The sequence below is a fragment of the Salinicola sp. JS01 genome, assembly GCF_030284585.1.
Lineage (GTDB): Bacteria > Pseudomonadota > Gammaproteobacteria > Pseudomonadales > Halomonadaceae > Salinicola.
Window position 1 is genome coordinate 4035960 of the sequence record NZ_CP127244.1, and the last position, 25691, is coordinate 4061650.

Sequence of the window (25691 nt, forward strand, 5' to 3'; positions counted from 1 at the left end):
CGCTAGAACAGTGCGACGCGCCCGATCTACCCGGTCAGGCGCGTGCGTCCTCTGATCATGAGGCTATTTACAGACGGATTATTTCCAGACGGATTCTTTCCAGACGGACTATTTCCAGAAGGACTATCTCCAGACGGACTACGCCCGGCCGGGCTATTTCCAGGCGGATGCGTTCCAGACGGGATTTTCCAAGACGAGGAGTGTCGACTGCTCATGGACTTCGAACTCGACGCCGACCAGCAGGCCTATCGGGAGGCGGCACGTCAGTTCGCCCAGCGCGAAATGGCACCCAACGCCGCCGAATGGGACGCCAACAGCGTCTTTCCGGTGGATGTCCTGCGTCAGGCCGGAGATCTCGGCTTCTGCGGCCTGTACACCCCTGAAGCCGCCGGCGGGCTGGGGCTGAGCCGCCTCGATGCGACCCTGATCATCGAGGAGCTGGCCCAGGGCTGCACCTCCACCACCGCCTTTCTGACCATCCACAACATGGTCAACTGGATCCTCGCCAGCTACGCCACTGAGGCCGTGCGCGAGGCCTGGCTGCCGTCGATGCTCGCCGGTGAGAAGCTCGGTTCCTACTGCCTCACCGAACCCAACGCCGGCTCCGATGCCGCCTCGCTGCGCACCCGGGCGCGCCGCGACGGCGACGCCTACGTGATCGACGGCAACAAGATGTTCATCTCCGGCGCCGGAGATACCCACCTGCTGGTGGTGATGGCCCGTACCGGCGCGCCCGATAGCGGCGCCGGCGGCATCTCCGCCTTCGCTGTGCCGGCGGACACGCCGGGCATCGACTACGGCAAGAAAGAGACCAAGATGGGCTGGAACAGCCAGCCCACCCGGGCGATCAGCTTCGATGGCGTGCGCGTGCCGGCGGACCACCGCCTCGGCGACGAAGGCGAAGGCTTCCGTATCGCCATGCGCGCCCTCGACGGCGGGCGTATCAATATCGCCACTTGTTCGGTGGGCACCGCCCAGGCCGCGCTCACCACCGCCCACCGCTACCTGAACGAGCGCGAACAGTTCGGGCGGCCGCTGGCCAGCTTCCAGGCGCTGCAGTTCAAGCTCGCCGACATGGCCACCCAGCTCGTCGCCGCGCGCCAGATGGTGCGTCTGGCGGCGAGCAAGCTCGACCGCGGCGACCCCGACGCCACGCTCTACTGCGCCATGGCCAAGCGCTTCGCCACCGACCAGGGCTTCGCCATCTGCAACGAGGCCCTGCAGCTCCACGGCGGCTACGGCTACCTGCGCGACTACCCGCTGGAGCGTCACGTGCGCGACTGCCGGGTGCACCAGATTCTCGAAGGCACCAACGAAATCATGCGCCTGGTGATCGCCCGCCGCCTGCTCGACAAGGACGACCTGGAGACCCTGATATGACCGACCACGCCGCCGACGGACTGCGCCTGGAACGCCGTGGCGCCATCGCCGTGCTGACCATCGACAACCCGCCCGCCAACACCTGGCACGAGGGCTCGCTGACGGCGCTCGCCGAGCATCTCGACGCGCTGGCCGCCGAGCCCCAGCCGCCGGCGCTGGTGATCACCGGTGCCGGCGACAAGTTCTTCTCCGCCGGGGCCGACCTCAAGCGCTTCACCGAGGGCAAGGCCACCGCGCTGGAGATGGCGACCCGCTTCGGCCGCGCCTTCGAGACCCTGAGCGCCTACCCCGGGGTCACCATCGCCGCGATCAACGGCTACGCCATGGGCGGCGGGCTGGAGTGCGCGCTGGCCTGTGACATCCGGATCGCCGAGCGCCAGGCCAAGCTGGCGCTGCCCGAAGCCAAGGTGGGGCTGCTGCCCTGCGCCGGCGGCACCCAGCACCTGCCGTGGCTGGTCGGCGAAGGCTGGGCCAAGCGCATTATCCTGTGCGGCGAGCGGATCGATGCCGAGCGCGCGCTGAGCATCGGTCTGGTCGAGGAGCTGGTCGAATCCGGCCAGGCACTGCCCACCGCGCTGACCCTGGCCGAGCAGAGCGGCGGCCAGAGCCCGGACGCGCTGGCGCGCTGCAAACGCCTGATAATGAACGCTCGCGACCACGGCCTGCCCCACGGCTATCGCATGGAGCGTGAACTGTTCATGGAGCTGTTCGACACCGCCGCCCCGGGGGAAGGCATCGGCGCCTTCCTCGACAAGCGCCCGCCGCGCTGGCGCGAGGACCCGACCCCGGGCGCCGGCGACGATACCGGCGAGGGAGATCAGGCATGAGCGCGCCGGTGCAATTCGACACCCTGGCCACCGCCGACGGCCACCGTCTCGGACGCATCGTCCTTGATGCCCCCAAGAGTCTCAATGCGCTGTCGCTGGAGATGATCGAGGCCATCCAGGCGCAGATCGACGCCTGGGCCGCGGACCCCGAGATAGTCGCGCTGTGGCTGGAGGGCGCCGGCGACAAGGCGTTCTGCGCCGGCGGCGACGTGGTCGCGCTCTATCACGCCATCGCCGAGGGCCGCACCGGCCGCGATCCCGAGTCCGCGGATGGCGCCGTGGCGCGCTACTTCACCCACGAGTATCGCCTCGACCACGCCCTCCACACCTATCCCAAGCCGATCGTCGCCTGGGGCGACGGTATCGTCATGGGCGGCGGCATGGGGCTGCTGGCCGGGGCCTCGCATCGGGTGGTGACGCCGCGCTCGATGCTGGCGATGCCGGAGATCACCATCGGCCTCTACCCGGACGTGGGCGCGAGCTGGTTCCTGAACCGCATGCCGGGGGCCAGCGGCATCTTCCTCGGCCTGACCGGCGCCCGCCTCAACGCCAGCGACGCCCTGTTCGTCGGTCTCGCCGACCGCCTGATCGCCGCCGAACGCCGCGACGCGGTGATCGACGACCTGCTCGAGGCCGACTGGTCGCGGCCGCGCGCGGCACTCGACCGAGTGCTGCGCACGCACGCCTCCGCGAGCCGCGAGTTCGCCCCGCCCGCCGAGGTCGCCCCGCGCCAGGAGGCGATCGCCGCACTGACCGACGCCGACAGCGACGAAGACCTGATCGCCGCGGTCATCGCCGCCAGCGACAGCGACGACGCCTGGATCGCCCGCGCCGCGCGCAGCCTGGCCGCCGGCTCACCGCTCTCGGCACGGCTGATCCTGCGCCAGCTGGCGCGCTGCCGGCGGGTCTCGCTGGCCGAGGCGCTGCGCAGCGAGCTCGACCTGTCGCTGGCCTGCGCCACCCACGGCGATATCGCCGAGGGCGTGCGTGCGCTGCTGATCGACAAGGACCACGCGCCGGCCTGGCGCCACGCCCACGGCGCGGTGCCGGCGGCCGACCTCGAGGCCTGCCTCGCCCCGGCGTGGCCGCGGCAGGCGCATCCGCTACGCGAGCTGCACGACCACGTCATCGGGTAAGCGTCGCCCGCCCGCGCCACCACCAGGAGAGCCGATCGTCATGTCCGCCACCGCCGAGTTCTTCGCCGCCCGCGATTTCCTGCTCGCCCAGCGCGAAGACTATTCCCGCGCCTACCGGGACTTCCGCTGGCCACGCCTGACCCACTTCAACTGGGCCCTGGATGTCTTCGACGTTCAGGCCGCGGGCAATAGCCGCACCGCGCTGTGGCTGGTGGACGAAGACGGCGGCGAGCTCAAGCGCTCGTTCGACGACATGCGCCGGCGCTCCAATCAGCTCGCCAACCATCTGCGCGCCCAGGGGGTGAAGCGCGGCGACGCCCTGCTGCTGATGCTGGATAACGTGGTCGAGCTGTGGGAGACCCTGCTCGCGGCAATCAAGCTCGGCGCGGTGATCGTGCCGGCGACCACACTGCTGGCGGCGCAGGACCTGCCCGACCGCCTGCAGCGCGGCAATATCCGCCATCTGGTGGTGGGTCAGGCGCATACGGCCAAGTTCGACGGGCTCGACCCCGGCCTGACACGGATCGCCGTGGGCGACGCGGTGCCCGGCTGGCAGGCCTACGACGATGCCTTCGACGCCGATGACAACTTCACCCCGGACGCCCCGACCCGGGCCGACGAGCCGCTGCTGCTCTACTTCACCTCCGGCACCACCTCGCGGCCCAAGCTGGTGGTACATACCCATCAGAGCTATCCGCTGGGGTCGCTCTCGACCCTCTACTGGATCGGCCTGCGCCCGGACGACGTCCACTACAACATCAGCTCGCCGGGCTGGGCCAAGCACGCCTGGTCCAACGTCTTCGCGCCCTGGAACGCCGGCTGCACCATCTTCGTCTACCGCGCCGCGCGCTTCTCCGCCGCGGCGACCCTGGACGCCATTGCACGCTACGGGGTCACTACCCTGTGCGCCCCGCCGACGGTGTGGCGGCATCTGATCCAGGAGGATCTGGCCAGCTACCGGACCCAGCTGCGCGCGCTGGTCGGCGCCGGTGAGCCGCTCAACCCCGAAGTGATCGAGCGGGTGCGCCGGGCCTGGAAGCTGGAGATTCGCGACGGCTACGGCCAGACCGAGACCACCGCCCAGATCGGCAACCCGCCGGGGCAGCCGATGCGCGCCGGTTCGATGGGGCGGCCGCTGCCGGGGTATCGCATCGCGCTGCTCGACGCCGATGGCCAGGAGCGCGACGAGGGTGAGATCGCGATCCGCCTCGACGAGCGCCCGGTGGGCCTGATGCAGGAGTACCGCGACGACGCCGCGCGCATGCGCCAGGTGCTCGACGAGGGCTACTACCGCACCGGCGATGTCGCCCGCCGCGACGCCGACGGCTACTACTGGTACATCGGCCGCGCCGACGACGTGTTCAAGAGCTCCGACTACCGCATCAGCCCGTTCGAGCTGGAGTCGCTGCTGATCGAGCACGAGGCGGTGGCCGAAGCCGCCGTGGTACCGGCCCCCGACGAGCTGCGCCTCAACGTGCCCAAGGCGTATCTGACCCTGCGCCAGGGTTTCGAAGCCGACCGCGATACCGCGCTCTCGATCCTGCGCTTCGCCGCCGCGCGGCTGGCCCCCTACCAGCGTATCCGCCGGCTGGAGTTCTTCGAACTGCCCAAGACCATCTCCGGCAAGATTCGCCGGGTCGAGCTGCGCGCCCATGCAGCGACCGCCGCCGCCGACCCGAATGGCGCCCACGACGAGTACCGCGAGAGCGACTTCCCCGAACTGCGTCAGCCGCCCGGCAACCCCTGACCCTGCCCCGCGGCGCGTTCACCGCCACGCTAGGGTTTGAAAAAAGTCAGCGCGCGCAGGCCGTTTTTTACACAGTCCAAGGAGCTTTACGCATGCAACTGGCCGACCACACCTTCATCGTCACCGGCGGCGGCTCCGGCCTGGGCGCCGCCACCGCCCAGCGGCTGGTGGCGGCCGGCGCCCGCGTGACCCTGGCCGACCATGATGAGGCAGCAGTACAGGCCCACGCCGAGTCGCTGGGGGCGAACGCCCTGGCGGTGACCGCCGATGTCACCCAGGCGGCGGATGCCGAGCGGGTGATCGCCGCCACCCGCGACCACTTCGGCGCTCTCCACGGGCTGATCAACTGCGCCGGGGTGGCGCCGGCAGAGAAGATCCACGGCAAGCGCGGCGTGCACGATCTCGAACGCTTCCGCCGGGTGGTCGACATCAACCTGATCGGCACCTTCAACATGCTGCGCCTGGCGGTGGCAGCGATGCAGGAGAACCCGGCGACGGAGGACGACGGCGAGCGCGGGGTGGTGATCAACACCGCCTCGGTGGCGGCCTACGAAGGCCAGATCGGCCAGGCCGCCTATGCCGCCTCCAAGGCCGGTGTGGTCGGGCTGACCCTGCCCGCCGCCCGCGAGCTGGCCAGCTCGGGCATCCGGGTGATGGCCATCGCCCCCGGCATCTTCGACACCGCCATGATGCAGGGCATGCCGGAGGAGGTGCGCGAGAGCCTCAACGCCAAGGTGCCGTTCCCGCCGCGCATGGGCCACGCCGAGGAGTACGCCGCGCTGGCCTGTCAGATCCTCGAGAACCGCTATCTCAATGGCGAGGTGATTCGTCTGGATGGCGCCATTCGCATGAGTGCGCGGTGAAAAGCGGCTGAACATCGATCCCTCACCAGTATGGGAGAGCAGACTATGAACACCCCGGACCCGATCGTCATCGTCGGCGCCAAGCGCACGCCGATGGGCGCTTTCCAGGGCGCCCTGGGCGGGCTCAACTGCCCGCAGCTGGGCGCGGCGGCGATTCGCGGCGCCCTCGAACAGGCCCGGCTGGCGCCCGACAGCCTCGACGAGCTGATCATGGGCTGCGTGCTACCCGCCGGGCAGGGCCAGGCGCCGGCGCGCCAGGCGGCACTCGGCGCGGGCCTGGCCGAGTCGACGCCCTGCACTACCGTCAACAAGATGTGCGGCTCCGGCATGAAGGCGGTGATGCAGGCGTTCGACGCGCTGTCGCTGGGTCACGCCGCCCAAGCCATCGCCGGCGGTATGGAGAGCATGAGCAACGCCCCCTACCTACTGCCCAAGGCGCGCGCCGGGCTGCGCATGGGGCATGCCCAGGTGCTCGATCACATGTTCCTCGACGGGCTCGAGGACGCCTACGAGCCGGGGCGGCTGATGGGCACCTATGCCGAGGATTGCGCCCAGGCCTTCGGCTTCGGCCGCGAGGCCCAGGACGCCTACGCCATCGCCTCGCTGACCCGCGCGCGCCAGGCGATCGAGAGCGGTGTCTTTCGGGATGAGATCGTCGCCCTCGACGCCCCCGCCGGCCGCGACACCCGCCGGGTCGACCAGGACGAACAGCCGCACAAGGCCAATCTCGAGCGCATCCCCCAGCTCAAGCCCGCCTTTCGCGAGGGTGGCAGCGTCACCGCGGCCAACGCCAGCTCGATCTCGGACGGTGCCGCGGCGCTGGTGCTGATGCGCCAGCGCGAGGCCGAGCGCCAGGGTCTGACCCCGCTGGCGCGTCTCCACGGCCACGCCAGCCACGCCATGCGCCCGGGCGATTTCCCGGTGGCGCCGATCCACGCCGTGCGCAAGCTGTACGAGCGGCTCGGCTGGTCGCGGGAGAGCGTCGATCTCTACGAGATCAACGAAGCCTTCGCGGTGGTGGCGATGGCGGCCATGCGTGAGCTCGCTCTCGACCACGAACGGGTCAACGTGCACGGCGGCGCCTGCGCCCTGGGCCACCCGATCGGCGCCTCCGGCGCGCGCATTGTGGTCACGCTGCTCAACGCGCTCACCCATCACGACCTGACCCGGGGCGTGGCGGCGATCTGCATCGGCGGCGGCGAGGCGACGGCGGTAGGCATCGAACGGCTGCGCTAGGCGCGGCCTGAAAAGCGCGGCCGTTCAGGACAACGACAAGAAGAGAGGAAGAGAGATGCACAGCCACGACCCGGGCGCCTCGGCGCATGCTCAATTTCCAGCGCCCAGCTACGTCAGCGGCACCAGCGAGCAGCCGCTGCTGGGCCTGACCATCGGTGACTGTCTCGACGCCACCGCCAGCGACTGCCCCGACCGCGAGGCACTGGTGAGCTGCCATCAGAATCTGCGCTACACCTACGCCGAGCTGCGCGACGAGGCGAACCGCATCGCCCGCGCCCTGATGGCGCTGGGGGTCGAGCGCGGCGACCGGGTGGGTATCTGGTCACTCAACTGTGCGGAGTGGGCGCTCACCCAGCTGGCAAGCGCCAAGCTCGGCGCGATCCTGGTCAACCTCAACCCGGCCTATCGGGCGCGCGAGCTGGAGCACGCGCTGCTGCAGTCAGGGCTCTCGGTACTGGTGCTGCAGGGCGCCCACCGCGCCGGCGGAGAGATCCGCTCCCACTACGTCGACATCCTCTGCCAGCTCGCCCCGGAGCTGCGCGACGCCCCCGCTCCGAACGCAGAGCAGCGCCGACTCGACTGCGCCAGCCTGCCCCAACTCAAGCAAGTGGTGTGTCTCGACCCCGAGCTCGCCACCCCGGGCATGTGGCGCTGGGACGAGCTGCACACCCTCGCCGAGGCGGTACCCGCCGAGCGGCTGGCGGCGCTGCAGGCCGAACTGCAGTTCGACGACCCGATCAACATCCAGTACACCTCCGGCACCACCGGTGCGCCCAAGGGGGTGACGCTGACCCACCACAACATTCTCAACAACGGCTACTTCGTCGGCGCCGGCATGAACCTGCAGCCGGCACAACGCGTGGTGATCCCGGTGCCGCTCTACCACTGCTTCGGCATGGTGATGGGCAACCTGGCGTGTCTCACCCACCGCGCCACCATGATCTACCCCAACGCCGCCTTCGATCCGGCGGCCACCCTGCGCGCGGTGGAAGCCGAGCGCGCCGACGCCCTCTACGGCGTACCCACCATGTTCATCGCGGAGCTCGAGCACCCCGAGTTCGCCAACTTCGATCTCTCCAGCCTGCGCACCGGCATCATGGCCGGCTCCAACTGCCCGGTGGAGGTGATGAAACGGGTGATCGAGCGCATGCACATGGAAGCGGTCACCATCGCCTACGGCATGACCGAAACCAGCCCGGTGAGCCTGCAGACGCGCCCCGACGCGCCGCTGGAGAAGCGCGTCGCCACCGTCGGCACCATACATCCACACCTGGAGGTGAAGATCATCGACCCGGCCAGCGGCCAGGTGCTCCCGCGCGGCACCAGCGGCGAACTCTGCACCCGCGGCTACAGCGTGATGCAGGGCTACTGGGACAACGACGCCGCCACCCGCCAGGCGATCGACACCCACGGCTGGATGCACAGCGGCGACCTGGCGATGATGGACGACGACGGCTATGTGGCGATCACCGGGCGCATCAAGGACATGATCATCCGCGGCGGCGAGAACCTTTACCCGCGCGAGATCGAGGAGTTTCTCTACACCCACCCGGCGATCTCCGACGCCCAGGTGTTCGGCGTGCCGGACGCCCATTACGGCGAGGCGGTGGCGGTGTGGATACGCTTGGTGGACGGCGCCGAACTCGACGCCGAGGGCGTGCGCGCCTACTGCCGCGAGCGCATCGCCCACCACAAGATTCCGCGCTACGTGAAATTCGTCGACAACTTCCCGATGACCGTCAGCGGCAAGGTACAGAAATTCCGCATGCGCCAGGCGATGAGCGACGAACTGGCGCCCTGATACCGCCTGTCGAGGCGGCCCCTATCAGGCCGCCTTGACCACCGCCATGGTCAACCGCGACACGCACACCAGCCGGCCGCGCTCGTCCTCGATACGGATCTCCCACAGCTGGGTGGTACTGCCCAGATGCAGCGGCCGGGCACACCCCTCGACCCAGCCTTCACGCACCGCGCGCACGTGGTTGGCGTTGATCTCCATCCCCACCGCCATCTTGCTCTCGTCGGCCAGACACAGGTTCGCCGCAATGCTGCCCAGCGTCTCCGCCAGCACCACCGAGGCGCCGCCGTGGAGCAGGCCATAGGGCTGGTGGGTGCGCGCATCCACCGGCATGCGCCCGCGCAGGCAGTCGTCACCCAGCTCGGTGAACTCGATCCCGATATGTGTGACCAGCGTCTGCTGGCACTGGGTGGCGAGGGCTTCCAGGGAAGCGGAACGTTTCCAGATCGACATCGATGGTCTCCTTGATCGACAGATGGGGCAGCGGGGAGTCTCCCCCTTTCGGCTAGTTGGCGCGATACCACGTTGACGTTAACGTTAATCGATCTCTATGGTCATGTCGTCCCGTGCGGCATCGCGCCAAGCGCGTCTCCCGCAGCGCTGACAACGCTCACAATCACAACAACGCGGCTCCGGCAGTTGCCGGGGCCGCGAGGTCAAGGGGTGCCGACGCGAATGGCCGCGATCTCTTAATCAGCGGGAGCGATGCTCCAGTTCGTGGAGCGCGGCGGACGCCAGAAAGGCCGAACGGCTCTTGATGCCGTGGAGGCTGACATAGTCGTCGATTCGCTTGACCAGCGTTCCGGGCAGGGTGACGTTGACCTTTTCGGTCTTGCCCAGGTAGGGCGTGACGTCGATCTCGACCAACCCCCAACCCCAGCCCTCGAAGTCGGGGTTTTGGCGGTGCTGCTCGATGCTGCCCGGCTTGGGGATCGGCTGGCCGGCGCTGACCAGCTCCTCGAGCTGGATATGGGCGACCTCCACCGCCATTTCATAGGCGTGAGCGACGCTGTCGCCGGCGGTGATGGCGCCGGGAATGTCGGGGAAGACGATACCGGTGGCGTGGGTGTCGTCGCCCCAATCGATGGCGATCGGATATTGCATGTTCGTTCCTCCTGGGCGGTGAGTCGCAGATAGCCGGGCTACTTGAGCCCGGCTTGTTTCCTGATGGCGTTGATCGTGCCGATCTTCATGTCCTTCTTGGGGTGAGGAACCGGCACGGCTCCTGGCTTCGTTGGGTGTTTGAAGACGTGGTGGCTACCTCGGATGCGGTCCAGTACCCAGCCATCGGCTTCCAACTCCTTGATCAGGTCTCTGCTTTTCACCCCCCGCCCCTGTTGCCGTATGTATGGGTCATATCTTATAACTCTGGGCGTATCTTTCCAATTTTTTATGCGCCCAGGGTTATCTTTTCTAGCCCGCATCGATCTCGAGCGATAGTGTGGTGATGTAGCCGGTGTCGCTCATGTCGTGCGCGACCTCGGTGATCAGCCAGAGCGTGGCATCGATCTACGCCCGCACCTCACAGCCGATCCCACATCGACGAGCGGCAGCGCGCGTTACCCCCGCCGCGTCCCCGCGCTTTGTCCCCGTGGAGGAGGCGTAATGATTCGGCCGGATACAGGGGCACTACGGGTTTTTCGCACTCCATAAACCCCAGCTGTACCGACCTGACTCAGGCCGGCCATGTTTCCGTCCAATGCCAGGGCAGCAGAGAGCGGAGACAGTCTTGCGTACAGGGTCGGCAGGGTTTCGAAAACAAACTGCAGATACTCGTAGGGTGAAAGACCATTGGCCCTGACTATCTCGATCGGGCTGTAGATCACTGCGTTGGTCTGAGCACCGCTCTAGGTATGTCCGAAGCGCCTCCCCCTTTCGGCTAGTTGGCGCGACACCACGTTGACGTTAACGTTAATCGATATCTATGGTCATGTCGTCCCGTGCGGCATCGCGCCACGCGCGTCTCCCGCAGCGCTGACAACGTTCACAACCACAACAACGCGGCTCCGGCGTGCCTGCGCCACGAGTCCCCGACACAAGGGCCTGGCACCATGAGTACCCTGGCTATCGTCGTCTCGCTGATCCTGCTGATCGTGCTCGCCTATCGCGGTATCACCGTGCTGCTGCTGGCGCCGCTGATGGCGGCACTGGCGGTGCTGCTCTCCGGTGATGGCGGGCTGCTGCTGCCGATCTACACCGATACCTTCATGAAGGCGCTCGGCGGCTATCTGATCAAGTTCTTTCCGCTGTTCATCCTGGGCGCGCTGTTCGGCCAGCTGATGGCCGACTCCGGCGCCGCGCACGCCATCGCGCGCTGGATCATCAAGCGCCTCGGCACCCGCCATGTGGTGCTGACCGTGGTGCTGGCCTGCGCCATTCTCACCTATGGCGGGGTGTCGCTGTTCGTGGTGGCGTTCGCGGTCTTCCCCATCGGGGCGGCGCTGTTCCGCGAGACCGGAACGCCCAAGCGGCTGATCCCCGGCGCCATCGCCCTGGGCTCGTTCACCTTCACCATGACCGCGCTCCCCGGTACGCCGGCGATCCAGAACGCGATCCCGATTCCGTTCTTCCACACCACCAGCTTCGCCGCGCCCGGGCTCGGCATCATCGCCGGGGCGATGATGCTGGGGCTGGGTACCTGGTGGCTGCAATCTCGGGCGAGCCGGGCGACGCGCCGGGGCGAGGGCTACGGCCATCACCCCGACGAGCAGATCGAGCCCCTCGAGACCGCGGCCGGCGTACCCGAGATCGGTACCCTGGCCGCCTTCACCCCGCTGGTGATGGTGATCGGCCTCAACGCCCTGCTGACCTACGCCATCCTGCCCGGTCTCGACTTCTCCGGACTGCCGGAGGCGCGCTTCGGCACCCTCGACCCCGGCGCCATGCTCGGGCTGTGGGCGATCATCATCGCACTGCTGGTGTCGTGCGCCTGGCTGATCGTCAGCCGCTGGCGCCACTGGGCGGATCTCAAGGGCACCATCAACAAGGGCTGCTTCGGCTCGATGCTGCCGGTGTTCAACACTGCCTCCGAGGTCGGCTACGGCGCGGTGATCGCCAGCCTCGCCGGTTTCGTGGTCATCCGCGATGCGGTGCTGAGCCTGGCGCCGGGCAATCCGCTGATCTCCGAGGCGGTGTCGATGAACGTGCTGGCGGCGGTCACCGGCTCCTCCTCCGGCGGCATGAGCATCGCCCTCAGCGTGCTCGGCGACGACTATCTGCGCATGGCCAATGCGGTCGGTCTCAATCCCGAGCTGATGCACCGGGTCGCCACCATCGCCGCCGGCGGCATGGACACCCTGCCCCACTCCGGCGCGGTGATCACGCTGCTGGCGATCTGCGGCCTCACCCACCGCCAGGCCTACCCCAACATCGCCATGGTCACCATCGTGGTGCCGATGATCACGCTGGTCGCGGTGATCACCCTGGGCACCCTGTTCGGGAGTTTCTGAGCCGATGAATACCCCCGACGCCAACGCCCTGCTGCCAGCGGAGAGCGATTACGACCGCCTCCACGCCAACTTCGCGTGGGCGGTGCCGGCACGCTTCAACATCGCCAGTGTCTGCTGCGACCGCTGGGCGGAGGACCCCGAGCGCCTGGCGATGATCGAGATCGGTGACGATGGCAGCGCCCGCGAGATCACCTTCGCCGAGCTCCAGCGCGGTGCCAACCGGCTGGCCAACAGCCTGGCCGCCCAGGGCGTGCAGCCCGGCGACCGGGTCGGGGTGCTGCTGCCCCAGCGCCACGAGACCGCGCTGGTGCATCTGGCCTGCTTCAAGCTGGGGGCGATTTCGGTGCCGCTGTTCAGCCTGTTCGGTCCCGAGGCGCTGCATCACCGGCTCGCCGACTGCGGCATGCGTGCCATCGTCAGCGATGCCCGCGGCCTGGCGACGCTCGACGAGATCCGCCTCCAGCTACCCGCGCTGCAGGCGATCTACACCGTCGATGGCGTGCCCGACGGGGGTCGGCCGACCTCTGACGCGCTCGACTTCCACGCCGAGCTAGCCGCTGCCAGCGACGCCTTCGTCACCGGAAATGGCCAACCCACCCGACGAGCCGGCGCTGATCATCTACACCTCCGGGACCACCGGCAGCCCCAAGGGCGCAGTGCACGGCCACCGGGTGCTGCTGGGACACCTGCCGGGGGTGGAGATCTCCCATAACCTGCTGCCGCAGCCCGGTGACCGCCTGTGGACCCCGGCCGACTGGGCCTGGATCGGCGGCCTGCTCGACGTGCTGCTGCCGGCGCTCTACCACGCAGTGCCGATCGTCGCCCACCGCATGCTCAAGTTCTCGCCGGAGGCGGCGTTCGCGCTGATCGAGCGCCACCGCGTGCGCAACCTGTTCCTGCCGCCGACCGCGCTCAAGCTGATGCGCCGGGTCGAGCAGCCGCAACGCCGCTGGCGACTCGACGTACGCAGCGTCGCCAGCGGTGGCGAGTCGCTGGGGGAGGCGCTGCTGGCGTGGGGACAAGAGACCTTCGGGCTCACCATCAACGAGTTCTACGGCCAGACCGAGTGCAACATGGTGCTCTCGGCCTGCGCGGCGCTCGGCGTGCACCGACCGGGGGCGATCGGCAAGGCGGTGCCGGGGCACGAGCTGGCCATCGTCGACGCCGAGGGTGAACGCCTCGCCGACGGCGAGACCGGGCATATCGCGGTGCGCGCGCCGGACCCGGTAATGTTTCTGCACTACTGGCAGAAGCCGGAGGCGACCGCGGCCAAGTTCGCCGGCGAGTGGCTGCTGACCGGCGACATGGGCCGGCGCGATGCCGAGGGCTACTTCAGCTTTCTCAGCCGCGACGACGACGTCATCACCAGTGCCGGCTATCGCATCGGCCCCGCGCCGATCGAGAACTGCCTGCTGGGCCACCCGGCGGTACGCATGGCCGCCGTGGTAGGCAAGCCTGACGAACTGCGCACCGAGATCGTCGCCGCCTACGTGGTGCTCGCCGACGGCTGGGACGCTTCCCCGGCGCTGGTGGAGACGCTGCAGCAGCACGTGCGCTCGCGCCTGGCGGCCCATGAGTACCCGCGCGAGATCCACTTCGTCGACGAATTCCCGATGACCGCCACCGGCAAGATCGTGCGCAAGGCACTGCGAACGCTGGATCATGACGAGAGAACGCTGGATCGCGACGAGACCCCATGAACACGCCCCTTGCGAGCCCTGGAGTGATCGCATGAACTTTGTCGGCAACGCCTTCGACGAGATCGCCGTCGATGACATCTTCGGCCAGACCCTGACCATCACCGAGGTGCATATCGTCCAGGCCTGTGGCCTGTTCGGCGACTTCAACCCGCTGCACAGCAACGACGCCTTCGCCCAGCAGACACGCTTCGGCCAGCGCATCCTGCACGGGCCGATGACCTCGGCCTACATGACCGCCTCCATCGGCATGTACTTCTATGCCACCGCAGTCGCCTATCTGGCGCACGACTGCCGCTTTCTGGCCCCGGTCTTCGCCGGTGACACCCTGACCACCGAGTGGCGCATCGCCGAGCTGATCGCCAAGCCCCACCATCAGGGCGGCATCGCGGTGCTGGCGGGGCACTGCCGCAACCAGCGCGACGAGATCGTCGCCGAGGCCGACGGCAAGATCCTGCTGCTGGATCGGGCGGCGGTCCCGGGGGAGGCCCGATGCTCTTAGTCCTCCTCGAAGAGCCTAGGTGCTGTCTGAAAAGTCGACGAGCGAAGGCCAGGCAAGGCAAAAATCGGCGAAAACGGACCGGGCTGGCGCTCCAGTTTACGGGGTGTAAATGAGCATGTGACTCGCTCCGCTCGCCCTTCGGGCCGTCCTTCGGACGTTCTGAACGTTGTTCAGTGAGCCGATTTTTAACGCCGCATGGGCGAGCGCAGTACTTTTCAGACAGTGCCTAAGACCATGGTCGAGGGGCTCTGGCTCTATCTAAATATTGACGTTAACGTCAACGTATAAAGCCGAGAGCGCCTGCGAGCCATGGCCCGCGACCCCGCGTTCTCGTCCATCGACAGCGGAGGATCATCCGATGCACGCCCCCTACACCGAGCTCGATTTCGGCCTCGACGACGAGCTGAAAATGCTGCGCGAGCAGGTCAACGCCTTCGCCCGCGACGAGATCGCACCGCGCGCGGCCCAGATCGACCACGACAACGCCTTCCCCGCGGACCTGTGGCAGAAGTTCGGCGACATGGGCCTGCTCGGTATCACCGTCAGCGAAGAAGACGGCGGCAGCGGCATGGGCTACCTGGCCCACTGCATCGCCATGGAGGAGATCTCCCGGGCCAGCGCCTCGGTGGGGCTCTCCTACGGCGCCCACGCCAATCTCTGCGTCAACCAGATCAAGCTCAACGCCACCGACGAGCAGAAGGCCAAGTACCTGCCCAAGCTGATCAGCGGCGAGCACGTGGGGGCGCTGGCGATGTCCGAACCCGGCGCCGGGTCGGATGTGGTCTCGATGAGTCTGCGCGCCGACAAGCAAGGCGACCACTACGTGCTCAACGGCAACAAGATGTGGATCACCAACGGCCCCGACGCCGACGTGCTGGTGGTCTACGCCAAGACCGACCCCGAGGCCGGTGCCAAGGGCATCACCGCCTTTCTGATCGAGAAGGGATTCGCCGGTTTCTCCACCGCACAGAAGCTCGACAAGCTGGGCATGCGCGGCTCCAACACCTGCGAGCTGGTGTTCGAAGATTGCCAGGTACCGGCGGAGAACGTGCTGGGCGAGGAGAACCGCGGCGTGCGCGTGCTGATGAGCGGGCTCGACTACGAGCGCACGGTGCTCGCCGCCGGCCCGATCGGGATCATGCAGGCGTGTCTGGATGTGGTGTTGCCCTACGTCCACGAGCGCAAGCAGTTCGGCCAGGCGATCGGCGAGTTCCAGCTGATCCAGGGCAAGCTCGCCGACATGTACACCACGCTCAACGCCTGCCGCGCCTATCTCTACGCCGTGGCCGGCGCCTGCGACCGCGGCCGGGTCAGCCGCAAGGACGCCGCCGGGGTGATCCTCTACTGCGCAGAGAAGGCGACCCAGATGGCGCTGGATGCCATCCAGCTGCTCGGCGGCAACGGCTATATCAACGAGTACCCCACCGGGCGGCTGCTGCGTGACGCCAAGCTCTACGAGATCGGCGCCGGCACCAGCGAGATTCGGCGGATGCTGATTGGCCGAGAACTGTTCTCCGAATCGGCATAGGAGGGTCGCATGGCCATACTGAGTAGCCAGATCAACCCCCGCGCCGAGGCCTTCCAGGCCAATGCCCAGGCGCTGCGGGCGGAGGTCGACAAGCTCCACGCGCTGAGCGCCGAGATCGCCCGGGGCGGCGGCGACAAGGCCCGCGCCCGGCACGAGTCCCGCGGCAAGCTGTTCGTGCGCGAGCGCATCGACCAGCTGCTCGACGAGGGCGCGGCCTTTCTCGAGATCGGCGCGCTGGCGGCGCATGAGGTCTACGACACCCCGGTGCCCGCCGCCGGCGTGGTCGCCGGCATCGGCCGGGTCAGCGGCGTGGAGTGCGTGATCGTCGCCAACGACGCCACGGTCAAGGGCGGCACCTACTTCCCGCTGACGGTGAAGAAGCACCTGCGCGCCCAGGAGATCGCCCGCAAGCACCGCCTGCCCTGCCTCTACCTGGTCGACTCCGGCGGCGCCTACCTGCCGGAGCAGGACGAGGTCTTCCCCGACCACGACGACTTCGGCCGCATCTTCTACAACCAGGCCACGCTCTCCGCCGCGGGCATCCCGCAGATCGCGGTGGTGATGGGCTCGTGCACCGCCGGCGGCGCCTACGTGCCGGCGATGGCCGATGAATCGATCATCGTGCGCAACCAGGGCACCATCTTTCTCGGCGGCCCGCCGCTGGTGAAGGCCGCCACCGGTGAGACCATCAGCGCCGAGGATCTCGGCGGCGCGGACGTGCACGCACGGATCAGCGGTGTGGTCGACCATTACGCCGAGAACGACGCCCATGCGCTGCAGCTCGCCCGCCGCGCGGTCTCCCGGCTCAACTGGCGCAAGCGCGGCGAACTGGCGCTGCGCGAATCCCGCCCGCCGCGGCTCGACCCTTCGGAGCTCTACGGCATCGTCGGCACCGACCTGCGCAAGCCGTATGACGTGCGCGAGGTGATCGGGCGGCTGGTGGACGACTCCGACTTCGACGAGTTCAAGCGCTATTACGGCGACACCCTGGTCACCGGCTTCGCCCACTGGTGCGGCCACCCGGTGGGTATCGTCGCCAACAACGGCGTGCTGTTCTCGGAGTCCGCGCAGAAGGGCGCGCACTTCATCGAGCTGTGTGCCCAGCGCCAGATCCCGCTGATCTTTCTACAGAACATCACCGGCTTCATGGTCGGCTCCAAATACGAGCAAGAGGGCATCGCCAAGCACGGCGCCAAGCTGGTTACCGCCGTGGCCTGCGCCAAGGTGCCCAAGTTCACCGTGCTGATCGGCGGCAGCTTCGGCGCCGGCAACTACGGCATGTGCGGCCGTGCTTATGACCCCAACCTGCTGTTCATGTGGCCCAACGCGCGCATCTCGGTGATGGGCGGCGAACAGGCGGCCAACGTGCTGGCGCAGGTGAAACGGGAGCAGATGGAGCGCGACGGCAGCGACTGGCCGGAAGACGAGGAAGCCGCCTTCAAGGCGCCGATTCGCGAACAGTACGAGCGCCAGGGCCACCCGTACTACGCCAGCGCCCGGCTGTGGGACGACGGCGTGATCGACCCGTTGCAGACCCGCGATGTGATCGGCCTGGCACTCTCCGCCGCAATGAACGCAGAGATCGAAGAGACGCGTTTCGGCGTCTTCAGGATGTGATGCCATGACGACTTCACAGCACGCCCAACTGGACATCGATGCCCGCGGCGTCGCGCGGCTGACGCTGGACAGCCCCGCGGTACACAACGCCTTCGACGACGCCTTGATCGCCGCACTCAACGCCCATCTCGAGCGCCTCCACGCCCTGGCTGCGAGCGGCGAGGTGCGGGTGGTGGTGCTCGGCTCCCACGGCAAGCACTTCTCCGCCGGGGCGGATCTCGCCTGGATGAAGCGCATGGTCGACTACAGCGTCGACGACAACCTGGCCGACTCACGCCAGCTCTCGCGCTTGATGCACGGGCTAGACACCCTGCCCTGCCCCACGCTCTGCCGAGTGCAGGGTGCGGCCTACGGCGGCGCGGTGGGGCTGGCCGCCTGCTGCGATCTGGTGATCGCATCAATGGCGGCGCGCTTCTGCCTCTCCGAGGTCAAGATCGGCCTCTCGCCAGCGGTGGTCGGGCCCTATGTCCAGCGCGCCATCGGCGCCCGCCAGATGCGCCGCTACGCGCTGACCGCCGAAGTGATCGACACCGCCACCGCCCGCGAACTGGGGCTGGTGCACCAGGTGGTGGCTGGCGACGCGCTGGATGAAGAGATCGACCGCCAGATCGACACCCTGCTCGCTGCCTCCCCCCAGGCCCAGCGCGCCACCAAGGCGCTACTCGCGCAGATCGCCCGCGAACCGGAGAGCGACGCCACCCGCGAGGCTGCGTGCCGCACCATCAGCGAGCTACGGGTCAGCGCCGAAGGCCAGGAAGGGCTGGCCGCCTTCTTCGACAAACGCCCGCCCGCCTGGCTCGCGGCCAGCGGCGGCGACAAGGAGCCGCGCTCATGAGTCTCGCCACTGCGCCCCGCCCGCTGCGCGCCGTACTGATCGCCAACCGCGGCGAGATCGCCTGCCGCGTGATTCGCACCGCGCGGCGCCTCGGCCTGCGGACCATCGCGGTCTATTCGGATGCCGACGCCCGCGCCCGCCACGTGCGCGAGGCCGACGAAGCGATCCGCCTCGGCCCGGCGGCAGCCGGCGAGAGCTATCTCGCCATCGACAAGGTCATCGCCGCCGCCCAGCGCAGCGGCGCCGACGCCATCCATCCGGGCTACGGCTTTCTCTCCGAGAACGCCGAGTTCGTCGCCGCCTGCGACGCTGCCGGGCTCGTCTTCATCGGCCCGCCGGCCAGCGCCATGGCCGCCATGGGCGACAAGGCCGCGGCCAAGGCGCGCATGGCCAGCGCCGGCGTGCCGCTGGTGCCCGGCTATCGCGGCGAAGCGCAGGACGACGCCCTGCTGCGGGAAGAAGCCGGCAAGATCGGCTTCCCGGTGCTGCTCAAGGCCAGCGCCGGCGGCGGCGGCAAGGGCATGCGGGTGGTCGAGTCCGAGCGCGAGTTCCAGGCGGCGCTCGATGGCTGCCGCCGCGAATCCCGCGCCGCCTTCGGCGATGAGCGCATGCTGATCGAGAAGTATCTGACCCAGCCGCGCCATGTCGAGGTGCAGGTGTTCTGCGACAGCCTCGGCGCCGGCGTCTACCTGTTCGAGCGCGACTGCAGCGTGCAGCGGCGCCATCAGAAGGTGCTCGAAGAGGCCCCCGCACCGCATCTGCCCGAAGCGCTGCGCCGAGAGATGGGCGAGGCCGCGGTGCGCGCCGCCCAGGAAATCGGCTATGTCGGCGCCGGCACGGTGGAGTTCCTGCTGGATGCCGCCGCCGAGACCACGCAGGAGAGCGGCTCACCGTTCTACTTCATGGAGATGAACACCCGGCTGCAGGTCGAGCACCCGGTTACCGAGATGATCAGCGGTGAGGATCTGGTCGAGTGGCAGCTAAGGGTCGCTGCCGGCCTGGCGCTGCCCAAGGCGCAGAGCGAGCTGACGCTCACCGGCCACGCCATCGAAGCGCGGCTCTACGCCGAAGACCCGGACAACGACTTCCTCCCCGCCACCGGCAAGCTCCTGCGCTTTGCGCTGCCGCTGGCAAGCGCCGATTTAAACGGGCGCATCCGCCTGGACAGCGGCGTCGAGGCCGGTGACACGGTGACCATGCACTACGACCCGATGCTGGCCAAGCTGATCGTCCACGGCGAGGATCGCGGCCAGGCCCTGGCCGAAATGGCCCGCGCCCTGGCCGCGCTGGATATCAGCGGCGTGACCACCAATCGCCGCTTCCTGCAGCGGCTGGTGACCCACCCGGACTTCATCGCCGCCGAGCTGAATACCCGCTTCATCGAGCATCATCACGATGCGCTGTTCGCCGCGCCCCACGCCACCGACGCCGATATCGCCCGCGCGGCCCTGGTTGCTATCGATCAGCTTGCCAGGAACCATACCGACGGAACATCGCGCGCCGACGACCCCTGGCAGCGCCGCGACGGCTGGCGGCTCAACGCACCACACCGAGTACGTCTCGCCTTCCAGGAGACCGATGGCAGCGGCACGTATGAGGTGATCGCCACCCAGGCGCTGACTCAGGGTCTGGCACAGGAGCCAGCACAGGCGACCTGGCAGCTTCAGGTACAGCGCGACGGCGAGGAGACGAGCCGACTCGCCGGGCAGTGCCAGCGCCTCGACAACGACACCCTGGCGCTCACCCTGGATGGCCATCGCCAGCGCCTCTTCGCCCGGCTCGACCCGGCCAGCGAGGGCGACGCCATCGTGCTCACCGCCGCAGGTCAAGAATCGCGCCTGATCTGGCGCCGCGCCGACCGCGCCGACCATCTGCCGCAAGAGACCGAAGCCAAGCTGACCGCACCGATGCACGGCACCGTGGTGGCGCTGCTGGCCGAACCCGGACAAACGGTGGAGAAAGGCACGCCGCTGGTGGTGGTGGAAGCGATGAAGATGGAGCACACCCTGAGCGCCCCCGCCGACGGCGCGGTGGAAGCCTTCCACGTCGCGGTGGGCGACGCCGTGGCGCAGGGGGATGAGCTGCTCGCGTTCACCAATGCCGAAGCGATGACCAACACCGGCGCCGACACGGGTGGGGACAGCTGACATGGCAATGCCGAAGCACGTCAGTATCGTCGAAGTCGGCCCACGGGACGGGCTGCAGAACGAAGCCGAGCCCATCGCCACCGCCGCCAAGCTGGAGCTGATCGAGCGGCTCGGCGCGGCGGGGCTCAAGCGGATCGAAGCGGCGAGTTTCGTCTCGCCCAAATGGGTGCCGCAGATGGCAGATCACCGCGAGGTGATGACCGGCATTCGCCGCCGGCCAGGTGTGATCTACTCCGCGCTCACGCCCAATCTCAAAGGGCTGGAAGCCGCGCTGAAATGCGGCGTCGAGGAGGTCGCCGTCTTCGCAGCAGCGAGCGAAGCCTTCTCGCACAAGAACATCAACTGCTCGATTGCCGAGTCGCTAACGCGCTTCGAACCGGTGATCGAACGCGCCCGGGAAGCCGGCGTGCGCGTGCGCGGCTATGTCTCCTGCGTGCTCGGCTGCCCCTACGAAGGCAACATCGCCCCGCAGCGGGTCGCCGAGGTCTCTCGGGCGATTTATGAGATGGGCTGCTATGAAATCTCGCTGGGCGACACCATCGGCGTCGGCACCCCACTCGAGGCCAAGCGCCTGCTCGACGCCGTGAGCCGAGATATCCCCAGGGACAAGCTCGCCGCCCACTTCCACGACACCTACGGCCAGGCGCTGGCCAACCTCTACGCTGTACTCGAAGAGGGCATCAGCGTGATCGACAGCGCCGTCGCCGGACTCGGCGGCTGCCCCTACGCCAAGGGCGCCACCGGCAACGTTGCCACGGAAGACGTGATCTACCTGCTCAACGGCCTCGGCATCGACAGCGGCGTGGATCTGGATAACTTGGCAGAGACAGGGATGTGGATAACACAGACGATCGGCAAGCCGAATCGGTCAAAGGTGGGGGTTGCGCTGGCGGCGCGCTAGGTTTTGTACGAAAACTACCTGCGCTCGGCAATACGGCGTTAAAAATCGGCTCAAAATGCTCATTTACAACCCGTAAACTCCGCGTTTTCGCAGATTTTTGCCTTGTCTTGCCTTCGCTCGCTGACTTTTCATACAGAACCTCGTCATTCATGGATCAACTGTTCAGGGCTGCGCGATTAGCTGGGATTGCAGCGCGAGAGACAACTCGACATAGATGCGTGCCGCCTCTTTCGCCGGTTCCAGATCGCGAGCCACCTCGCGACGCAGACGCCGCAGCTCGTGATACAGCGTCACCTGAGGCTGATCAATCAGCCCTGCCCGCACCAGCAGCTCCGGCAGCCGAGCCGCTGATACCTCGCCCGGGCCACTCTCGCCGCCTTCCTGTGACGACAGCGACGCGCGGGCCGCGCGCTCCAGTCGAGTCCACGCCTCCACTATCGCCGTACGGGGATGGCGCTCGGCCAGCTCGGTGAGAAACGTTTCTTCTTCACCAGCACGCACGCCGACGACGTCACCCCGACCTGGCGACAGCGAGCGCAACTGCTCAAGGTCGTGCTCGAACTCGGCCTCGATGGGCCCGGCCCGCAGCTTCTTGATGAAGGACCCAAACTGCAGGATCTGGTCGCGGAAGAGAAGCGCGAGAATCAGAGCGAACACCGGCCAGGCCAGCGACCGGACGAGGCTCGAAATGAACGTCAGCCAATCCATCGTCAGTACTCGGTTGATCCCGCGTGCATGAGTCTAGGCACTAGCTGCCACGTCAGACATTCACCGAATATTGTAGATCACGCGCTTCATCTCCGGTCATGCCACGAAATCCCCAGCAGTGAGCGGGCTGCTCCTTGAGCGTGATCTCGATATCGATGGGCGATATGCCAATCTCGGCTTCTATCTGGCGGAAAAGCGCTTTGATCAGCGCCTTCTGCGTCTCCTTGGAGCGCCCCTCCATCATGTTGATTTCGATGACCGTGTAAGCCGACGTTCTATCGTCAGGGGAATAGAAATTCTCTGCGTCCAGCGGCACGAATCGATGGGCACGCTTGCTCTCCGGCAACCCGAGAACATCCTGCATGCAGCCATGGATGACGTTCGAAAGCTGTGCCTTGATAGAGTTCAAGTGCTCCTTGATGCCATAAACGACGACCATGTGAGCCCCCAAAGAATGTGTGTTTAATAAATCGACCTGCAAATATCTCAATTAGTAGAACCACTGAAAAGCTAACACCGCAAAGAGATGCGACTTTGTAGTGGGCTCTTTTGTGATAGCGTAGCGTTAAATCACAAAACAAGGAACGGAAAAGCCGCCAGCCTGATTTGAATTGCTAGAAAACACCCACTTTGTATGCCATGCAAACTTCGTCACTGAGGTTAACGCAGTGCTTCATAACTAACAATCCAGCCTTCACAAGTTTTATGTCACGCTCACGATTACTATTCTCAGGAGACCAAATTTTAGCGCCATGAAAGAGGTTGTTCCTGACCCTTCGAACCATTAGCAATACTTGTTGCGCTTGCGGTAAATTTTTATCGGGTGGAGATTCCTTCCAACCAATCCGACCATTATTAAGAACTTGCTTCCTCGGCGGCTCTGTCAACAGGTAGTCAATCGCCTCACGGAACTCAGGTTCTCCCAAGGTTTGAAAGCTCTGATCGATACTTATAGCAAAGGCATCCCAGTTTGCATCTACAGAGTTTTCATTTCCGCGTGCAAACCCAGAACCCTTGAGGGCGTACTCGCAGCGTGCGAAAGTCCCAAGAAATTCGTACGCTATTTCTGGTGGCAACAACATATTTGGGAAAGTACGCCGCATTTTATTTACCCTTTAACGCCGAATTCAGCAGCTTATCCGCTGTAATGATTTGTTCTGCGATTCACATACCATAGTATTTTGAACTGAATGCCACTGAAAGCGGTGCCCCATCATAAAGGCATGAAACGCTGACTTTGAGCTTTCTTCTATGGTCATAGTAGGTGTGGCAATGGGTTTTCTTCCTTTCTAAATCAAGTTCCGTCAATCCGATGCTTAAAGCACCAAGAACAGGCTCAGAGTCGAATTCTTTATTTTGGTTATGTGGAGCAGTGGCTTTCAGATCAATTTCTACATAGCTAATAAAGTTGCCTTCTGCCTCTAAGAGCATTCTGCAATCATCATTCTCGACGATAATGTTACCTACAGGGTTCGCATTGACTCCAACCTCTGCCTCAGCCTTGTGGATGGGCATTCCAATATATTGAAATGGCCGATGAAAAGGTTTTGACATTAGAGGCAAACTTTTCAAGAAAGCTTTATCTAGGGCAGTTCCGAGACTGCTTGAGCTTCTTTCAGAGATCATAACGCTCTTATTAAATACCAAACCCATACTATTAACAAACTCTCTAAATGAGTTTTCGTACTGAGCTTCGTTCTGAAAATCCCCCCATTTTTTCCCAATTAGAAACCCTGGAGGCTCACACTCTTTGAGCAGAATGGGGAGTACTTTAATAGGCTTTCCGTTTATCTGGTGATTCATAGCAACATCAAGCTCATTTGCAACCCAAGGTGATTCAACAGAATTAGGAGAGAGGACAACGGCGAAGAAGTCTACAGAATCAATACCTTCGCGTATTTTCTGTATCAATGAATCGCCTACTTTCATTTCCGCCTCATCAAGCCAATAACGAACACCGTGACTTTCCAAGTCTCTCGCAAATTTTTTCACAAAATCCTTGTCGCGATGGTTATGACTTAAAAACACACTTGCTGTCATCTAGAAGTTCCTTTATTCGCATAACACCGCCGCCAAATGCTGGCGGCTTTTGTGCGGCTCTTTGCACAAAAGCTGAAAGCGGCCGAAGGTCAGATTGCAAGATCTTGTTATGTGTTGGCGTGTTCACCACATTTTATTCATTGATTTAAAAAAACCACAGTCTAGATTTGCCTTTTCCATATCCTTTTTCATCTTCTCTATCTGCTTTTCTGAAACACGATCTCTACTTCTTTTAAACACTTCAAAAAAGTGCTCCACCTGAGCAGGAACATAATCTGCGCATGAGTTTATTGCATTAAGAGGGATGCTGTCGACATCATCAATTTGAGTCCCTTCCCAACAGTCACCATCATTGGGCACCATTTCGAAACATATTATCAAGAATGGGATTTTTATATATATTAAAAACCTTTCCAAATCATCCCATATCCTTGGCTCTGCCCCAACCGACCTTTCGTAATAAAACCAATCAACCTTTGGGAGGTTTAATTTAGTTAAAACCTCTCTTGTACAAGGAATGAGATGAGTCCGAAACTTATTACTTTTATTCCCTTTGATTAGAGATTTTATATCAACTAAAAAACCAGGGGGTCTATCAAATTCATCTTGTGTATACTGATTAGCCTTTGGAAAATAATAAGCATCAGCTAAAACCCTCCAGGCAATGATGTATATACATATTTTAGATGATTCTGAAACCTCTAATCGCTCAGGGCATGGATCTCTGTAGTTTGCCACTTTCGAGAATATTTCTTTCTTAAAAAAATTTTCATGCTCCGAAAAATCACGCTCACATTCTTTGCATAGCAAGGGCGATTTAGACCCGTCTTGCTCACGCTTATTTGGTTCACTAGTCGCTCTAAGGTAGCCAGTTGGAGATGTGTCTTTTAGCCATTTATATATATAAGAGGGAATGACATGGGAGTTTTCGATAGCCTCTCTCTTATTATAAAATTTACATAAATCTTTCATTTAGTTTCTCACTTACTGATGCGGGAATTAACACATAACAGATATTAGATAGCCCGCTCGCTTGGTCACTTGAACAAGTTTGCGCGTTTAATACGCTTTATCTAGCCAAACATTTCGTATTTAATCCATTAACTTAAAATAGCCCTCAGAATAATTAGCCGCTATTTGCAGAATTTGCGTGCTCGCGCGCTTTTTTCAGGCTGAGATGACTGTGCATAGATACAGTCATGTAGCGGCAGGTCGTCTGACTAGCTTTTTGGTAAAGGCAGCCACACTACCGCCGGCCATGGAGGATGACGATGGTTACC

At 64.8% G+C, this 25691-nt stretch carries 24 protein-coding genes; 16 read left to right on the forward strand and 8 right to left on the reverse strand.

Annotated elements, in window-relative coordinates; all coding sequences use genetic code 11:
• The first annotated feature begins 213 nt into the window (after nt 1-213).
• The 7 genes from QO259_RS18425 to QO259_RS18455 all read left to right on the forward strand — a co-directional run bounded on the left by QO259_RS18425 (nt 214) and on the right by QO259_RS18455 (nt 8990).
• Nucleotides 214-1380, forward strand: a complete 1167-nt coding sequence (locus QO259_RS18425; RefSeq protein ID WP_035474259.1) for an acyl-CoA dehydrogenase family protein — start codon at nt 214-216, stop codon at nt 1378-1380.
• Nucleotides 1377-2207, forward strand: a complete 831-nt coding sequence (locus QO259_RS18430) for an enoyl-CoA hydratase (RefSeq protein WP_285951107.1) — start codon at nt 1377-1379, stop codon at nt 2205-2207. Before QO259_RS18425 ends, QO259_RS18430 begins: the two co-directional genes overlap by 4 nt.
• A complete protein-coding gene (locus QO259_RS18435; RefSeq protein WP_285951108.1) occupies nt 2204-3343 on the forward strand; it encodes an enoyl-CoA hydratase/isomerase family protein in 1140 nt (379 codons plus the stop codon). The genes QO259_RS18430 and QO259_RS18435 overlap by 4 nt, the downstream gene beginning before the upstream one ends.
• Nucleotides 3344-3383: 40 nt before the next feature.
• Entirely contained in the window at nt 3384-5090 is a 1707-nt protein-coding gene (locus QO259_RS18440) for an AMP-binding protein (RefSeq protein ID WP_285951109.1), read from the forward strand.
• A 92-nt stretch (nt 5091-5182) separates the two neighbouring features.
• Nucleotides 5183-5953, forward strand: coding sequence for an SDR family NAD(P)-dependent oxidoreductase (locus tag QO259_RS18445; protein WP_285951110.1), 771 nt, complete (start codon nt 5183-5185; stop codon nt 5951-5953).
• A 45-nt stretch (nt 5954-5998) separates the two neighbouring features.
• Entirely contained in the window at nt 5999-7189 is a 1191-nt protein-coding gene (locus QO259_RS18450; RefSeq protein WP_285951111.1) for an acetyl-CoA C-acyltransferase, read from the forward strand.
• A 55-nt stretch (nt 7190-7244) separates the two neighbouring features.
• Entirely contained in the window at nt 7245-8990 is a 1746-nt protein-coding gene (locus QO259_RS18455) for an AMP-binding protein (RefSeq protein ID WP_285951112.1), read from the forward strand.
• A gap of 24 nt (nt 8991-9014) precedes the next feature.
• Here QO259_RS18455 and QO259_RS18460 read toward each other — a convergent pair whose 3' ends face one another.
• From QO259_RS18460 to QO259_RS18470, 3 genes are all read right to left on the reverse strand, one after another.
• Nucleotides 9015-9440, reverse strand: a complete 426-nt coding sequence (locus QO259_RS18460) for a hotdog fold thioesterase (RefSeq protein WP_285951113.1) — start codon at nt 9438-9440, stop codon at nt 9015-9017.
• Between the two features lie 240 nt (nt 9441-9680).
• The gene (locus QO259_RS18465; protein ID WP_207036657.1) at nt 9681-10091 is read right to left on the reverse strand and encodes a type II toxin-antitoxin system HicB family antitoxin; all 411 of its coding nucleotides are present in this window, start codon (nt 10089-10091) and stop codon (nt 9681-9683) included.
• Nucleotides 10092-10129: 38 nt separating this feature from the next.
• Nucleotides 10130-10312: a type II toxin-antitoxin system HicA family toxin gene (locus QO259_RS18470; RefSeq protein ID WP_207036655.1), complete on the reverse strand. Its 183-nt coding sequence runs from the start codon at nt 10310-10312 to the stop codon at nt 10130-10132.
• 726 nt (nt 10313-11038) lie between these two features.
• Between QO259_RS18470 and QO259_RS18475 the strand changes: the two genes are divergently transcribed.
• The 9 genes from QO259_RS18475 (at nt 11039) to QO259_RS18515 (ending at nt 21663) form a co-directional block, all read left to right on the forward strand.
• Nucleotides 11039-12436 carry a GntP family permease gene (locus QO259_RS18475; protein WP_285951114.1) on the forward strand — a complete coding sequence of 466 codons (1398 nt, stop codon included), beginning with the start codon at nt 11039-11041 and terminating at the stop codon, nt 12434-12436.
• Between the two features lie 4 nt (nt 12437-12440).
• The gene (locus tag QO259_RS18480; RefSeq protein ID WP_285951115.1) at nt 12441-13148 is read left to right on the forward strand and encodes an AMP-binding protein; all 708 of its coding nucleotides are present in this window, start codon (nt 12441-12443) and stop codon (nt 13146-13148) included.
• Nucleotides 13054-14136 carry an AMP-binding protein gene (locus QO259_RS18485; RefSeq protein WP_285952801.1) on the forward strand — a complete coding sequence of 361 codons (1083 nt, stop codon included), beginning with the start codon at nt 13054-13056 and terminating at the stop codon, nt 14134-14136. Before QO259_RS18480 ends, QO259_RS18485 begins: the two co-directional genes overlap by 95 nt.
• Nucleotides 14137-14167: 31 nt before the next feature.
• The gene (locus tag QO259_RS18490) at nt 14168-14635 is read left to right on the forward strand and encodes a MaoC family dehydratase (RefSeq protein ID WP_285951116.1); all 468 of its coding nucleotides are present in this window, start codon (nt 14168-14170) and stop codon (nt 14633-14635) included.
• Nucleotides 14636-14993: 358 nt separating this feature from the next.
• Nucleotides 14994-16163, forward strand: a complete 1170-nt coding sequence (locus QO259_RS18495; RefSeq protein ID WP_285951117.1) for an isovaleryl-CoA dehydrogenase — start codon at nt 14994-14996, stop codon at nt 16161-16163.
• Nucleotides 16164-16172: 9 nt separating this feature from the next.
• Nucleotides 16173-17780 (forward strand): carboxyl transferase domain-containing protein, encoded by a 1608-nt coding sequence (locus QO259_RS18500; RefSeq protein WP_285951118.1) that lies wholly within the window; start codon nt 16173-16175, stop codon nt 17778-17780.
• A gap of 4 nt (nt 17781-17784) precedes the next feature.
• Entirely contained in the window at nt 17785-18615 is an 831-nt protein-coding gene (locus QO259_RS18505) for an enoyl-CoA hydratase-related protein (protein WP_285951119.1), read from the forward strand.
• A complete protein-coding gene (locus QO259_RS18510) occupies nt 18612-20762 on the forward strand; it encodes an acetyl/propionyl/methylcrotonyl-CoA carboxylase subunit alpha (protein WP_285951120.1) in 2151 nt (716 codons plus the stop codon). The genes QO259_RS18505 and QO259_RS18510 overlap by 4 nt, the downstream gene beginning before the upstream one ends.
• Nucleotide 20763: 1 nt before the next feature.
• Nucleotides 20764-21663 (forward strand): hydroxymethylglutaryl-CoA lyase, encoded by a 900-nt coding sequence (locus tag QO259_RS18515; protein ID WP_285951121.1) that lies wholly within the window; start codon nt 20764-20766, stop codon nt 21661-21663.
• Nucleotides 21664-21825: 162 nt separating this feature from the next.
• On the opposite strand, the gene QO259_RS18520 is transcribed toward QO259_RS18515, so the two are convergent.
• The 5 genes from QO259_RS18520 to QO259_RS18540 all read right to left on the reverse strand — a co-directional run bounded on the left by QO259_RS18520 (nt 21826) and on the right by QO259_RS18540 (nt 25383).
• The gene (locus tag QO259_RS18520; RefSeq protein WP_285951122.1) at nt 21826-22371 is read right to left on the reverse strand and encodes a hypothetical protein; all 546 of its coding nucleotides are present in this window, start codon (nt 22369-22371) and stop codon (nt 21826-21828) included.
• Nucleotides 22372-22423: 52 nt separating this feature from the next.
• Nucleotides 22424-22810, reverse strand: coding sequence for a tautomerase family protein (locus QO259_RS18525; RefSeq protein ID WP_285951123.1), 387 nt, complete (start codon nt 22808-22810; stop codon nt 22424-22426).
• 175 nt (nt 22811-22985) lie between these two features.
• Nucleotides 22986-23474 (reverse strand): hypothetical protein, encoded by a 489-nt coding sequence (locus QO259_RS18530; RefSeq protein WP_285951124.1) that lies wholly within the window; start codon nt 23472-23474, stop codon nt 22986-22988.
• A 61-nt stretch (nt 23475-23535) separates the two neighbouring features.
• Nucleotides 23536-24411, reverse strand: a complete 876-nt coding sequence (locus QO259_RS18535) for a toll/interleukin-1 receptor domain-containing protein (RefSeq protein ID WP_285951125.1) — start codon at nt 24409-24411, stop codon at nt 23536-23538.
• Nucleotides 24412-24534: 123 nt separating this feature from the next.
• Complete coding sequence (locus QO259_RS18540) at nt 24535-25383, reverse strand: hypothetical protein (protein ID WP_285951126.1); 849 nt, start codon at nt 25381-25383, stop codon at nt 24535-24537.
• Nucleotides 25384-25691 lie beyond the last annotated feature (308 nt).

Bases quoted from the DNA above. Each gene is read 5' to 3' on its own strand.
- QO259_RS18425 (WP_035474259.1), top strand. From the start codon at position 214: ATGGACTTCGAACTCGACGCCGACCAGCAGGCCTATCGGGAGGCGGCA.
- QO259_RS18430 (WP_285951107.1), top strand. From the start codon at position 1,377: ATGACCGACCACGCCGCCGACGGACTGCGCCTGGAACGCCGTGGCGCC.
- QO259_RS18435 (WP_285951108.1), top strand. From the start codon at position 2,204: ATGAGCGCGCCGGTGCAATTCGACACCCTGGCCACCGCCGACGGCCAC.
- QO259_RS18440 (WP_285951109.1), top strand. From the start codon at position 3,384: ATGTCCGCCACCGCCGAGTTCTTCGCCGCCCGCGATTTCCTGCTCGCC.
- QO259_RS18445 (WP_285951110.1), top strand. From the start codon at position 5,183: ATGCAACTGGCCGACCACACCTTCATCGTCACCGGCGGCGGCTCCGGC.
- QO259_RS18450 (WP_285951111.1), top strand. From the start codon at position 5,999: ATGAACACCCCGGACCCGATCGTCATCGTCGGCGCCAAGCGCACGCCG.
- QO259_RS18455 (WP_285951112.1), top strand. From the start codon at position 7,245: ATGCACAGCCACGACCCGGGCGCCTCGGCGCATGCTCAATTTCCAGCG.
- QO259_RS18460 (WP_285951113.1), bottom strand. From the start codon at position 9,440: ATGTCGATCTGGAAACGTTCCGCTTCCCTGGAAGCCCTCGCCACCCAG.
- QO259_RS18465 (WP_207036657.1), bottom strand. From the start codon at position 10,091: ATGCAATATCCGATCGCCATCGATTGGGGCGACGACACCCACGCCACC.
- QO259_RS18475 (WP_285951114.1), top strand. From the start codon at position 11,039: ATGAGTACCCTGGCTATCGTCGTCTCGCTGATCCTGCTGATCGTGCTC.
- QO259_RS18480 (WP_285951115.1), top strand. From the start codon at position 12,441: ATGAATACCCCCGACGCCAACGCCCTGCTGCCAGCGGAGAGCGATTAC.
- QO259_RS18490 (WP_285951116.1), top strand. From the start codon at position 14,168: ATGAACTTTGTCGGCAACGCCTTCGACGAGATCGCCGTCGATGACATC.
- QO259_RS18495 (WP_285951117.1), top strand. From the start codon at position 14,994: ATGCACGCCCCCTACACCGAGCTCGATTTCGGCCTCGACGACGAGCTG.
- QO259_RS18500 (WP_285951118.1), top strand. From the start codon at position 16,173: ATGGCCATACTGAGTAGCCAGATCAACCCCCGCGCCGAGGCCTTCCAG.
- QO259_RS18505 (WP_285951119.1), top strand. From the start codon at position 17,785: ATGACGACTTCACAGCACGCCCAACTGGACATCGATGCCCGCGGCGTC.
- QO259_RS18510 (WP_285951120.1), top strand. From the start codon at position 18,612: ATGAGTCTCGCCACTGCGCCCCGCCCGCTGCGCGCCGTACTGATCGCC.
- QO259_RS18515 (WP_285951121.1), top strand. From the start codon at position 20,764: ATGGCAATGCCGAAGCACGTCAGTATCGTCGAAGTCGGCCCACGGGAC.
- QO259_RS18520 (WP_285951122.1), bottom strand. From the start codon at position 22,371: ATGGATTGGCTGACGTTCATTTCGAGCCTCGTCCGGTCGCTGGCCTGG.
- QO259_RS18525 (WP_285951123.1), bottom strand. From the start codon at position 22,810: ATGGTCGTCGTTTATGGCATCAAGGAGCACTTGAACTCTATCAAGGCA.
- QO259_RS18530 (WP_285951124.1), bottom strand. From the start codon at position 23,474: ATGCGGCGTACTTTCCCAAATATGTTGTTGCCACCAGAAATAGCGTAC.
- QO259_RS18535 (WP_285951125.1), bottom strand. From the start codon at position 24,411: ATGACAGCAAGTGTGTTTTTAAGTCATAACCATCGCGACAAGGATTTT.
- QO259_RS18540 (WP_285951126.1), bottom strand. From the start codon at position 25,383: ATGAAAGATTTATGTAAATTTTATAATAAGAGAGAGGCTATCGAAAAC.